Genomic DNA, 12,164 nt, shown 5'->3' with positions numbered 1-12,164 from the left:
AGGGAGCTCATCGTGCCCGGCAGTCATTCGCGTTAAGGGGGTATTCATTGTTTCTCTTTGCGTTGGATCAAATGGATTCCCGCATTCGGGTGAATGACGGAACGGGGGGCGTGGACATGGTCGAAAATTTTGAGGATGGCAATGTTGGGATTGGCATTCGCTCAGCCCAACCTGCGTTTGCGCTTGCGATGCAGCACCAGAAAAATCACCACGGCCGCGATGGCGAACGTGAACCACTGATAGGCATAGGCGCGATGCCGCGCCGGCGGCATCGACGAAAGATCCAGCGTATGCACGCGCACGTAGATCGCTGCGGGATCGGCGTCGAGTACCAGAACACGCGAAAAAAGCCTTGCGTGCAGATCAGCCGCGATTTGGTCGAGATCGAGATAAATCGAAGTTTTCGGCCACTGCGCCTGCTGCGCAAGCGCATTGCCGCCCAATTCGATCCCCTTTCCCGGTGCCGGCTGATACACGCCCTGCAAGGTCTGCACATCGCTGGAAAGCGGTGGCAGTTGCGGCGGTTTGTCCGTACCGTTGCCCGGCAGGAAGCCCAGGTCGACCAGCAGCAGCCGGTCCCTATGCATGGGCTGAAACGGCACGTACACCTCCACGCCACCCATGCTGTCGTGCTTAGGGTTATCCAGCAGATAGACGCGATCGATAAGGTAATGCCCCTGCACGCGCACGCGCGGATAGACGTCCACGGGGGGCTGAGCGGCCATCGCATCGAACGCTTGCGCAGGCGCGCTGGCCGCCGCGGCATACCGTCGCAGAAGCTCCTCCTTGTAGTCCGCGCGATGCAATTGCCATACGCCAAGACGCACGAAAACAAGCACTCCGGCCACGGTGAGCAACACCGACCACCATGCCGGACGCCGTATCACGCCCACGCGGCAACCCGGCGGTGCGTGGCTATACTGGCGATGTCGAGCCTGCTTGGGATTCTCACGTGGAAACCATCTACAAAGTAGCGCTGGTAATCATGTTCCTGGTGGTGATCTTTAATCTCGGCCAGGCACTGTATTTCATGATGACCGACAAAGACGGCAGCAAACGCACCGTATGGGCGCTCACCCGCCGCATCAGTTTTTCCCTGTTGCTGATTGCGATGGTGATCATCGGCATCCGCATGGGCTGGATCCATCCGCACGGCGTCGGCCAATAATTGTAACTGCCCACCATCGCTGCTGGCCGGGCTGCGACCTTTCGGCCAGCCGACCCACGAAAAAGCCCGCCTTTCGGCGGGCTTTTTTACGCCTTCGAGCGATCGCCTCAAAGGATGTACACGAACATGAAAAGCCCCAGCCACACCACGTCCACGAAGTGCCAATACCACGCCACCGCCTCGAAGCCGAAGTGGTGTTCCTTGCTGAAGTGGCCGGCCAGCACGCGCAGCCAGATGATCGCCAGCATGATCGTGCCCAGCGTCACGTGCAGGCCGTGGAAGCCGGTGAGCATGAAGAAGGTGCAGCCGTAGACGCCCGAACCCAGCGTGAGGTTGAGCTCCTTGTACGCCTCCATGTACTCGCGCGCCTGGAACGACAGGAAACTCGCGCCCAGCAGCACGGTAAAGCCCAGGAACGCCAGCACCTTGCCGCGATGGCCGGCCTTCAACGCATGGTGCGCGATGGTCACGGTGACGCTGGAACTGAGCAGAATCAGCGTGTTGAGCAGCGGCAAACCCCATGGCGCCACCGTCTGGAACGCGCCGCCGACGTGCGCCGGACCGTTGCCGCCGCCCGCACCCCAGGCCGCCGCGTAGTCGCTCCACAAATACTGATGCGTCAGCACGCCGTGGCCGTAGCCGCCCAGCCAAGGCACCGAGAACATGCGGATGTAGAACAGCGCGCCGAAGAAGGCTCCGAAGAACATCACCTCGGAGAAGATGAACCACATCATGCCCATGCGGAAGGAACGGTCCACCTGGCTGTTGTAGCGTCCGGCCATCGACTCGTGGATCACCGAGCGGAACCAGCCGAAGAACATGCCCAGGATGCCGATGAAGCCGATGATCAGCAGCGTCTTGCCGAAGCTGCTCTCACCGGGCTCCGCATTGAGCCAATGGGCCGCACCGTACACAGTGAGGAACATCACCACTGCGGCCACGATCGGCCACTGGCTCTTGCTCGGTACGTAGTAGAGGTCGTGCTGCTGACTCATGATGTCGTTCCCGGAAACGGTGTGCTACTGCATGAGTGAATCGGTGGCGGTGGCGTGCGTGCGCACTTGCGGATGATGTTGCAGCCAGAGCATCTGCGCGATCGAGAACACGAACACCGCGAAGGCGACGATGCCTATCGTCTTGGCGGTGCGCCGTGCGCGACGCAGGCGTTGGGCCTGGGCCTGCTCGAGCGTTTGACGGTCCAGTTGCATGCGATCAGTCCTCGACGTGCCCGTGCGCCAGTTCTTCATCGTGGATCACCGGCGCAATGGCGAAGGTGTGGTGCGGCGCCGGCGACGGCACGGTCCATTCCAGTCCGCGCGCGCCTTCCCACACGCGATCGGTGGCTTTCTTCTTGGAGAACCACACGCAGTGGATGATCACGCCCAGGAAGATCAGCTGCGAGGCGCCGAACAGGAAACCGCCGATCGAGCTGATCATGTTGAAGTTGGCGAAGGCCACGTTGTAATCGGGGATGCGGCGCGGCATGCCGGCCAGCCCCAGGAAGTGTTGCGGGAAGAACAGCACGTTCACCCATACCACCGAGTTCCAGAAGTGCAGCTTGCCCCAGAACTCGCTGTACATGTTGCCGGTCCACTTCGGTATCCAGTAGTACGTGGCGGCGATGATCGCGAAGATCGCACCAGTCACCAGCACGTAGTGGAAGTGCGCCACCACAAAATAGGTGTCGTGGTACTGGAAGTCCGCCGGCACCAGCGCCAGCATCAGGCCGGAGAAACCGCCGATGGTGAACAGGATCACGAACGCCACCGCGAACAGCATCGGTGTTTCGAACGTCATCGAGCCGCCCCACATGGTGGCGACCCAGTTGAACACCTTCACGCCGGTCGGCACCGCGATCAGCATGGTGGCGTACATGAAGAAAATTTCCGCACCCAGCGGCAAGCCCACCGCGAACATGTGGTGCGCCCACACGATGAACGACAGGAACGCGATCGAGGCGATCGCGAACACCATCGCCTTGTAGCCGAAGATCGGCTTGCGCGCGAAGGTGGGAATGATCTCCGAAATGATCCCGAACGCCGGCAGGATCATGATGTACACCTCGGGATGCCCGAAGAACCAGAACACGTGCTGGAACAGCACCGGATCGCCGCCACCGGCCGCATCGAAGAAGTGCGTGTCGAAATACTTGTCGGTGAGCAGCATGGTCACCGCGCCGGCCAGCACCGGCATCACCGCGATCAGCAGGAACGCCGTGATCAGCCAGCTCCACACGAACACCGGCATCTTCAAGAGATCCATGCCCGGCGCACGCATGTTGAGGATGGTGGCGATGATGTTGATCGCGCCCATGATCGAACTGATACCCATCAAGTGCACCGCGAACACCACATAAGCCGTTGACGCGCTCTGCAGCGATAGCGGCGGATACATGGTCCAGCCGCCGGCAGGACCGCCGCCCGGCAGGAACAAGGTGGATAGCAGCAGCGCAAAGGCGAACGGCAGGATCCAGAACGACAGATTGTTCATGCGCGGCAGCGCCATGTCCGGCGCGCCGACCATCAAGGGGATCATCCAGTTGCCCAGGCCTACGAACGCCGGCATCACCGCGCCGAAGATCATCACCAGCGCATGCATGGTGGTCATCTCGTTGAAGAAATACGGTTGCACCAATTGCAGGCCCGGCTTGAACAGCTCGGCGCGGATGATCATCGCGAAGCTGCCGCCGATGAAGAACATCAGCAGCGAGAAAACCAGGTACAGCGTGCCGATGTCCTTGTGGTTGGTGGACATCACCCAGCGCTGAAAGAAGTTCAGGTGCTCGTGATGCTCGTCGTGATGTTCATCGTGGGTGGCTGCGTGGGCCATGGCCTTCAAACCTCTACCTCAATGAATACTGCGGTCGTGGAACTGCATGTGTGCAGCCGAGAGATCAACCCTGGGTGTTCTGCTTGGGCGCCAGCTGCGCCGTCGCCTGTGCCGGCGTTACGGCCGTGGATGCCGCCGCCGGTGCGGGCGCGGCCGGCTTCTGCTGTTCGGCCAGCCATTTGGCAAAGTCGTCCTTGGAGACCGCCTTCACCACGATCGGCATGAAGCCATGATCCTGGCCGCATAGCTCGGCGCACTGGCCGCGATAGATGCCCGGCTCGTTGATGTTGGTCCACGCGGCGTTCACTACGCCCGGGATCGCATCCATCTTCCAGCCCAGCGCGGGCACGAACCAGGAATGGATCACGTCGTCGGCGGTGATCACGAAGCGGATCTTGGTGCCGACCGGCACCACCAGCGGATGATCGACGTCCAGCAGATAGGTGTTCTCGTCGCCCACCTTGACCGCATCCGGATCGAGGCCGGAACCCAACTGGCGGGTGGCATTGCTGCGATCGTCCAGCCGGGACATGAAACCGACGTGGCTGACCGGCTTGCCGAGGTAATCGACGTAGTCATAGCGCCACTTCCACTGATAGCCGGTGACCTTCACCGTCATCTGCGCGCCGGTAGTATCGGAGAACTTGCGCAGGCCGTCGGTGGCCAGCCAGGCCAGGGAAATCAGGATGATCACCGGAATGGTGGTCCACACGATTTCGATGGCGGTGTTGTGCGTCCACTTCTCGGCCACCGCGCCGCGCGATTTGCGGAAGCGGAACATGGCGATGAACATCGCGCCGAACACCAGGATGCCGATCACCACGCACACGCCCAACGCCACGTTGTTGAGCATGTAGGGAATATTGGAATACGTCGTCACGCCGGGCGTGATGTTCAACTGCCCGGGCTTGGGATTGGCCAGAACGCTGTTGCCGAACAGACTTGAGGCAGCCAATGCCCATGCCCCGACTGCATGCTTGAAGTGCTTCCCAACCCTGATGCCGTGCTTCCCGATGCCGCCAGCTGTCATGTTTGCACCTTTGTTGAACTGGGGATGCTCTGACTGATTTTGCGTGGGTGACACCCATGCAAAATCAGTCAGAGCATCCCTCACTGCGCTCCGCCTGTACATCGGCCAGCAACGCCCTGAGTTTCCGGAACAGCTCGGCGCGTTCCTCATCGGCGAGGAAAGCCCCGACCTCCAGCCTGCGTCCGTGCGACGACAACAACAATCGGTAACGCCCCTCCCCTGATTCCAGCAGCACACGCACCCAATAGGGTTGGAAACGCGTGCAACGGCGACCTGGCAGGGTATGCACCTCCAGCGACGTGGCGTCGAGGGTGATGCGTTCGCTGCGGTCGCCGGCCCGCCATGCCACGCTCAGCGCGATGGCTACGGCGGAAGCCTCGATCAGGGCGAACAACGGGGCGAATACGTCGCCCTGCCACGCTCCCAGACCTGCCGTTATCAACGCCAGCGCAGCCAGCACCAGGATCAGATGACGCAGGCCGCGCCGGCTGAGTGTGCGGTTGGGCCGAAGCCACACCACGCACGGCAGGCCGCCGAGGGCTGGTCGAAGCACGATCATGGAAGTCTTAGCGTGCCTGGAACGTGCCCGATCATAGGCCGCGCGATGAAGGTGGGCAAGGACAGCCGCAACGTGTTGCAGCCTCGTTGCACGGCACGCATTTGCCGCATCTATGCAATTGGCTGCATGAAGTCGGGCATGGGCGCGCGATGACCGGCATGCGTGGCGATCGCCCGCGACAATTTGTCCCGCCGCGCGGCGACACGAAAATCCCGCGCCACGACCCACGCTGCGCCGCAGCGCAGCGGCCAAGGGCTTATCCCTTACAATTTGCCGTTCCCCGACCCCTCTAACGACGCGCCACGCCATCGTGACCCAACCGATTCTTACCCCCGAACTGCCGACCAGCGTCGAGCCGGCCCGCGCGCGCATCACCGCCAACTGGCTGCGCGATGAAACCGAAGCCGTCAACGACCTGCTCGCCCAGGCCGCGTTGCCGCCGGCCGAGCGCGAAAAGGTGATCGACCTTGCCGCCGACCTGGTCACCCGTGTGCGCGCCCGCGCCAAAGACCAGAGCGCGGTCGAATCCTTCATGCGTCAGTACGATCTTTCCAGCGAGGAAGGCGTGCTCTTGATGTGCGTGGCCGAAGCCTTGCTGCGCATTCCGGACAAGGCCACCGCCGACAAGCTGATCCGCGACAAGCTGGGCGATGCGAACTGGAAGAAACATCTGGGTCAGAGCGAATCGCTGTTCGTCAACGCCTCCACCTGGGGCCTGATGCTTACCGGCAAGCTGGTGAACCTGGCCGAGGAGACCCGGCAGGATTTCACCAGCGCACTGCGCCGCCTGGTCGGCCGCGCGGGCGAGCCGGCGATTCGCCTGGCCGTGCGCCAGGCGATGCGCATCATGGGCCATCAGTTCGTGATGGGCCAGACCATCGGCGAAGCGCTCGATCGCTGCGCCAAGCCCGAATACGCCATCTATCGCTATTCCTACGACATGCTCGGCGAATCGGCGCTCACCGCGGAAACGGCCGAGCGCTATCAGCAGGATTACCGCAAGGCCATCGCCGCGATCGGTTCGCGCGGTCCGTTCGCCAATCACACGGATGCGCCGTCGATCTCGGTGAAACTGTCCGCGCTCCATCCGCGCTATGAAGTGGCCAACCGCGAACGCGCGCGGCGCGATCTCACCGCGAAGCTGCTGGAACTGTCGCAACTGGCGATGAAGCAGGGCATCGCGCTGTCGGTCGATGCGGAAGAAGCCGATCGCCTGGAACTGTCGCTGGACATCATCGGCAACGTGTTTACGCATCCATCGCTGCAAGGCTGGAACGGCTTGGGCATTGTGGTGCAGGCGTACTCCAAGCGCACACCGTTCGTGATCGACTGGCTGATCGAAACCGCGCGCGCCAGCGGTCGCCGCTGGTATGTCCGGTTGGTGAAAGGCGCGTACTGGGACGCGGAAATCAAGCGCGCGCAGGAACTGGGCCTGTCCGGCTATCCGCTGTACACGCGCAAGCCGAACACCGACGTGTCGTATCTCGCCTGCGCGCACAAGCTGTTCGATGCCGGCAGCGAGCTGATCTATCCGCAGTTCGCTACGCACAACGCGCACACCATCGCGGCGGTTCATCACATCTCGCGCGGACGTCCGTTCGAATTCCAGCGCCTGCATGGCATGGGCACGGATCTGTATGCCGAGGTGATCGGCAAGCAGAACCTCAACGTGCCCTGCCGCGTGTATGCACCGGTGGGTACGCACGAAGACCTGCTGCCCTACCTGGTGCGCCGCCTGCTGGAAAACGGCGCCAACACCAGCTTCGTCAATCGCGTGGTGGACGAAACGCTGCCGGTGCGCGATCTGGTGGCCGACCCGTGCGAAACCGTGCGCCGCTACACCTCCATCGCGCATCCGCGCATCCCGCTGCCGGTCAACCTCTTTGCTGAGAATCCTGCCCCTGCGCAGCATTCCAACTTTGTATCCAGGAAGAATTCCATGGGCGTCAACTTCTCCAACGACAACGAACTGAAAGCCCTCGCCGAGGCGGTCAACGCAAAAGCCGGCCCGTGGCATGCGACGCCGCTGGTGCCGGGCGTCGAAAGCAAGGGTTCTGCGGTGGAAGTGACCAATCCGGCCGATCGCCGCCAGGTGGTGGGCAGCTACGTCAGCGCCGACGCCGCACTGGCCGACAAGGCGCTGGCCAATGCCGTCGCCGCGCAGCCGGATTGGGATCGCCTGCCGGCCGCCAGCCGCGCCGCGATCCTGGAGCACGCCGCCGAGCAACTGGAAGCGCGTCGCGGCGAGTTCATCGCACTATGCGTGCGCGAAGCCGGCAAGAGCCTGCCCGACTCGATCGCCGAGATCCGCGAAGCCGCCGACTTCCTGCGCTACTACGCCGCGATGGCGCGCCGCCTGTTCGGCCACCCCGAACAGCTGCCCGGCCCCACCGGCGAGAGCAACCAGCTGTTCCTCAACGGGCGCGGCGTGTTCGTGTGCATCAGCCCGTGGAACTTCCCGCTGGCGATCTTCCTGGGCCAGGTGTCCGCTGCATTGGCGGCCGGCAATAGCGTGATCGCCAAACCGGCCGAGCAGACCAGCCTGATCGGCTACGTGGCGGTGAAGCTGCTGCATGAAGCCGGCGTACCCGCCAACGTGCTGCAGTACCTGCCGGGCGACGGCGCGGTAGTTGGCGCGGCGCTCACCAAGGATCCGCGTGTGGCCGGCGTCGCGTTCACCGGTTCCACCGAAACCGCGTGGGCGATCAATCGCACGCTCGCCGCGCGCAACGCGCAGATCGCGGCGCTGGTCGCGGAAACCGGCGGCCAGAACGCGATGATCGCCGATTCTTCCGCCCTACCCGAGCAGATCGTGAAAGACGTGATCGCTTCGGCGTTCCAATCCGCCGGCCAGCGCTGCTCTGCCGCACGCGTGCTGTTCGTGCAGGAAGACATCGCCGACAAGGTGGTCGGCATGCTCGCCGGCGCGATGGCCGAATTGAAAGTGGGCGATCCGGGCCAGCTTTCCACCGACGTCGGTCCGGTGATCGACGACGACGCATTGAAGATCCTCACCGAACATGCCGCGCGCATGGACAAGGAAGCGAAGAAGATTGCCGAAGCCAGGCTCGATCCGGCCGCCACATCGAACGGCACGTTCTTCGCGCCGCGCGCTTACGAGATCCCTTCGCTCGATGTGCTCAAGCGCGAAATCTTCGGCCCCGTGCTGCATGTGATCCGCTGGAAAGGCAGCGAACTGCCGCAGGTGATCGAACAGATCAACCGCACCGGCTACGGCCTCACCCTCGGCGTGCACAGCCGCATCGACGACACCGTGGAATACATCCGCAGCCATGCACGCGTCGGCAACTGCTACGTCAATCGCAACCAGATCGGTGCGGTGGTCGGTGTGCAGCCGTTCGGCGGCGAATCGCTTTCCGGCACCGGTCCGAAGGCGGGTGGTCCGCACTACCTGCTGCGTTTCGCCACCGAACGCACGCTTACCATCAACACCACCGCGGCCGGCGGCAATGCTTCGCTGCTGACGATCGGCGAGTAGCGCGCCATGTCCGTAGGTTGGGGTGCAAACCCCAACATCCGGTGGATGCGCGCATGGTCATGTTGGGGCTCGCGCCCCAACCTACAGCGGGTACGCAGCATGCGACCACTCCTTATCCTGCTCTTACTGATCTGCATGGCCGCGGCGCAGGCGGCCAACCCAGGCCAGGACGAGCAGGCATTTATCGCTACCCTGCATCTGGGCGCCACGCCTCACGTGCGCTATCTCGACGCTGCCGGCAGACCGCTCGATTACGCCACTTTCGCCCAACAACTGAGCCAAGGCCGCCGCCACTACAGCATCACCCGCGACACCCAGGCCGGCATGGCGGTGCTGCGCCTGCGACCGCCAGGCGCGCATGCAGGCGAACCCGGGCGTTTCGCGCTCGGTCGCGGCGACCTTTTTCCTCCCTTCAAACTGCCATCGCTGCGCGGTGGCATGCAGCGGCTGGGCGACTTCCAGGGGCGCTATACGCTGATCAGTTTCTTCTTCGCCGAATGTCCGCCCTGCATCGCCGAAGTACCCACGCTCAACGCCTATGCGCGCGAGCATGGCGACATGAACTTCATCGCCATCACCTACGAAGACGCGGCAAGCGCACGCGATTTCGTAAAGCGGCACGACTCGACCTGGAACGTGCTGTACGACGGGCAGGCGCTTACCGACACGCTCGGCATCGGCGTCTTTCCCACCCTGATCCTGATCGACCCCTCCGGCCGCGTGGCGGGTGCCGCCGTCGGCATGTCAATGGAGGACACGCCAGCCCAACGCCTGGCCGATCTTGGCGGCTGGGTCGAGCAATGGAAGGCGGCATCCCGGCAACGCACACAGCCTATGCACGCGGCGCCCACGCAGCAGTAACCCGGTTCCTGCCGGGCTTGTGCGCCGCGTTAACCGGCCGTGGCGCGGTCGTGCTAGAACTGGCCTCTACGCCATCGGGGTTGGCATGGGGGATGGGTCGGCATGTCACAAGCGGCATTCGAACTACGCGATACCCGGCGCATCGCCATGCCGGCAATCGAACCTGATCCGCGTGCGCAAGACGCCGATATTCCACCCAACGTATTGGTGCATCTGACCGAGTTCGCCGATCGCCACGGCATCGCCAGCGACGCCTGGTTCGCCGGCTTAGGGATAACGCGCCAGCAGATCAACGATCCCAGCGTGCGCGTTTCATACCGGCAGGCGCGCATGGTGATCACGCGCGCGCTGCGCGTCATGCGCCAGCCGGCGCTGGGCTTGCTGATCGGCCGCAACGAAACCATCGGCAGTTTCGGCCTGCTGGGCTTGGCCATGATGACTTCGCGCAACTTCGGCGAGGCCATGAACGTGGGCATCGAAAATCACAAAATTTGCGGCAGCCTGCTGGATGTGGATTTTTCCGTGGTCGACGCCCAAAGCGTCGCCGTGCAGGCATGGCCGCGGTTCGGCGAAATCGAACTGCTGCCGTTCCTGTGCGAGGAATTGTTTTCCAGTTGCCTGGCCATCGCGCGCGAACTGGTCGGCGCCAGGATCACGCCCACGCGCATGGAATTCACTTACCCGGCGCCTTCCTACGCAGGGGAATACATCGCCACCTTCCAATGCGACGTGCGCTTCGGCGCGCAACACAATCGCATCGTGGTGGACGTCAACTGGCTCACGCATCCTTTGCCGGGCTACAACCCGCTTACCTCGCGTCAGGCATTGGCGCTCTGCCATCAACAGCTGCGCGGCAGCACGCATGCCGACGAAATCGTCGGCTCGGTCGAACGCTTGCTGCGCAGCCGCTTGCGCGAGCATCCAAGGCTCACCGAAGTGGCCCGCACGCTGCACCTCAGCGAGCGCTCGCTGCGCCGGCGCCTGGCAGAGAGCGGGCGCATCTTTCGCGAGATTCACGACCGCGTACGCGCCGAACGCGCATTGGAACTGCTGCGTGCGGGGCAATTGAGCGTGGCGGAAATCGGCATCGAACTGGGCTTCAGCGATCCGCGTGAATTTCGGCGGGCGTTCAAGCGCTGGACCGGCATGCCGCCGCAGTTGGCGCGGCGAAGCTTGCCGTGAATTTCGGACTAGCCGCTGCCATCAGGCCGATGTCGCGCGGCGATGATCGGAAATAGAATCCGCAAGTCCAGGAATGCGCGCAGCATTTCTGCATGACAAGAAGAAAGGAAGAAGTACAGCGGCCTGATTTCCATCGGAGCGGACATCAGGCGGCTTGGACAGGAGCTCCAATGTTTCAGGGGAACCCATGATCGATGCGATAAGAATGTTCCGCCTGTGCTGCCTGGGCGCTGGCGCGCTGCTGGCAGGTCAGGCCTGGGCCGGCAGCTGCCAAGTAATGCGCTACGGCACATTGCCGGTGGAGCTCGAAGGCGGACGCGCCACTACCGTAGTGAAGATCAACGGAGCTGATACGCGTTTTCAGCTCGATACCGGCGCGTTTTTCAGCATCATGTCGAACGCCACCGCTTCGTCGCTGGGACTGAAGCTGCGCGCCATGCCGTTCGGTTTCCGCATCGGCGGCATCGGTGGTAGCACAGGTGCCCAATACACACGCGTAAAGGAATTGGGCATTCTCGGCACGACGCTCAAGAATAACGATTTCCTGGTCGGTGGTTCCGATGCAGGCTATGGCTTGCTCGGCGCCAATCTGCTGGATTTCGCCGATCTGGAAATCGACATGGCGCACGGCAAATTGTCGCTGTTCAAGGTGGACGGCTGCGAAAGGCGCGGCTTGGCGTATTGGTCCAACGGCCGGGATTTCTTCGTGGCCGATCTGAAGCCGGCCGACAGCAGCACCGACCGGCGCACCTTCTTGGAGGTAACGATAAACGGCAAGAAACTGCGCGCGCTGCTCGATTCAGGCGCCTATGCCACTGCCCTGACCCGCCGTGCCGCCGAGCGGGTCGGCATCAAGGTGGACACACCCGATCAAAAGCAAGGCATCACCCACGGCTTTGGCGCCAAGTTGGTCAAGACCTGGATCGTGCCGGTCGATGAATTCTCGGTTGGTACCGAATCCATTCACCACAGCCAGATGCAGGTGATCGACTCGACACTGAGCGACGGCACCGACATGCTGCTTGGCCTGGACTAC

Annotated in this window: 11 protein-coding genes; 5 read left to right on the top strand and 6 right to left on the bottom strand. The window is 62.9% G+C overall.

The genetic code is table 11. The features are described from left to right. Positions 1 to 161: 161 nt before the first annotated feature. Positions 162 to 893: an SURF1 family protein gene (locus tag ACTHNE_RS08020; protein WP_440268974.1), complete on the bottom strand. Its 732-nt coding sequence runs from the start codon at positions 891 to 893 to the stop codon at positions 162 to 164. A 59-nt stretch (positions 894 to 952) separates the two neighbouring features. Between ACTHNE_RS08020 and ACTHNE_RS08015 the strand changes: the two genes are divergently transcribed. Continuing rightward, entirely contained in the window at positions 953 to 1,168 is a 216-nt protein-coding gene (locus ACTHNE_RS08015; RefSeq protein WP_324938681.1) for a twin transmembrane helix small protein, read from the top strand. Positions 1,169 to 1,275: 107 nt separating this feature from the next. On the opposite strand, the gene ACTHNE_RS08010 is transcribed toward ACTHNE_RS08015, so the two are convergent. From ACTHNE_RS08010 to ACTHNE_RS07990, 5 genes are all read right to left on the bottom strand, one after another. Further along, positions 1,276 to 2,163 carry a cytochrome c oxidase subunit 3 gene (locus ACTHNE_RS08010; protein ID WP_440268973.1) on the bottom strand — a complete coding sequence of 296 codons (888 nt, stop codon included), beginning with the start codon at positions 2,161 to 2,163 and terminating at the stop codon, positions 1,276 to 1,278. 24 nt (positions 2,164 to 2,187) lie between these two features. Next, entirely contained in the window at positions 2,188 to 2,376 is a 189-nt protein-coding gene (locus ACTHNE_RS08005; RefSeq protein ID WP_440268972.1) for a hypothetical protein, read from the bottom strand. A gap of 4 nt (positions 2,377 to 2,380) precedes the next feature. Further along, positions 2,381 to 3,997, bottom strand: a complete 1,617-nt coding sequence (gene ctaD / locus ACTHNE_RS08000; RefSeq protein ID WP_440268971.1) for a cytochrome c oxidase subunit I — start codon at positions 3,995 to 3,997, stop codon at positions 2,381 to 2,383. A 64-nt stretch (positions 3,998 to 4,061) separates the two neighbouring features. Next, positions 4,062 to 5,027, bottom strand: coding sequence for a cytochrome c oxidase subunit II (coxB, locus tag ACTHNE_RS07995; RefSeq protein ID WP_440268970.1), 966 nt, complete (start codon positions 5,025 to 5,027; stop codon positions 4,062 to 4,064). Between the two features lie 64 nt (positions 5,028 to 5,091). Then, a complete protein-coding gene (locus ACTHNE_RS07990) occupies positions 5,092 to 5,586 on the bottom strand; it encodes a DUF2244 domain-containing protein (protein WP_440268969.1) in 495 nt (164 codons plus the stop codon). Positions 5,587 to 5,896: 310 nt separating this feature from the next. On the opposite strand from ACTHNE_RS07990, the gene putA reads away from it, so the two are divergent. From putA to ACTHNE_RS07970, 4 genes are all read left to right on the top strand, one after another. Next, positions 5,897 to 9,085 (top strand): bifunctional proline dehydrogenase/L-glutamate gamma-semialdehyde dehydrogenase PutA, encoded by a 3,189-nt coding sequence (gene putA / locus ACTHNE_RS07985; RefSeq protein ID WP_440268968.1) that lies wholly within the window; start codon positions 5,897 to 5,899, stop codon positions 9,083 to 9,085. Positions 9,086 to 9,184: 99 nt separating this feature from the next. Further along, positions 9,185 to 9,946 (top strand): TlpA family protein disulfide reductase, encoded by a 762-nt coding sequence (locus ACTHNE_RS07980; protein ID WP_440268967.1) that lies wholly within the window; start codon positions 9,185 to 9,187, stop codon positions 9,944 to 9,946. Between the two features lie 102 nt (positions 9,947 to 10,048). After that, positions 10,049 to 11,128: an AraC family transcriptional regulator gene (locus tag ACTHNE_RS07975; RefSeq protein WP_440268966.1), complete on the top strand. Its 1,080-nt coding sequence runs from the start codon at positions 10,049 to 10,051 to the stop codon at positions 11,126 to 11,128. Between the two features lie 187 nt (positions 11,129 to 11,315). Further along, positions 11,316 to 12,164, top strand: an 849-nt coding sequence (locus tag ACTHNE_RS07970) for an aspartyl protease family protein (protein WP_440268965.1), incomplete at its 3' end; no start/stop codon positions are given.

It is taken from the genome of Dyella sp. (assembly GCF_051954575.1).
Lineage (GTDB): Bacteria > Pseudomonadota > Gammaproteobacteria > Xanthomonadales > Rhodanobacteraceae > Dyella_B.
Note: the sequence above shows the minus strand (reverse complement) of the source record. Positions and strands in the feature narration are given on the sequence as shown.